We start from the raw sequence: 378 nt of genomic DNA on the forward strand, positions 1-378 counted from the left end.
GCTATAAGACTAGTGAAGATCACCTCTATATTTATGAAAATTTATCTAGCAATAAAGTGTTTTTCATAAATGATGTTATTTCACAGTATAGGTATGATGGGAAATTCTACAGTGCAGAGAAAAACGCGTTGCCAGAGATAGTAGAAAAAACAGAATCAATGAAATTAAATGAAGTTATATGTAAATCCATATCTGAGAACCAATATTTGCACAATAAATTTATTAAAGAAACCTTTGTAGTTAGTGGTGACTTTATCAGTTATAAAATAATGCTTTTGGGTTTTTTTCGCAGTGAGTATATGTATCGACTTTTCCAGAAGATAAGAAGTTAACTATGCTAGTGGCAAACAAAAAATACATTGACTACTTATACTACTT

At 29.4% G+C, this 378-nt stretch carries 1 protein-coding gene; it reads left to right on the top strand.

What is annotated here, in order from left to right; all coding sequences use genetic code 11:
* Positions 1–332, top strand: a 332-nt coding sequence (locus BCT81_RS29530) for a hypothetical protein (protein ID WP_206747998.1), incomplete at its 5' end; no start/stop codon positions are given.
* Positions 333–378 lie beyond the last annotated feature (46 nt).

The sequence above is a fragment of the Vibrio sp. 10N.261.52.A1 genome, assembly GCF_002876325.1.
In the GTDB taxonomy this organism is placed as follows: domain Bacteria; phylum Pseudomonadota; class Gammaproteobacteria; order Enterobacterales; family Vibrionaceae; genus Vibrio; species Vibrio chagasii.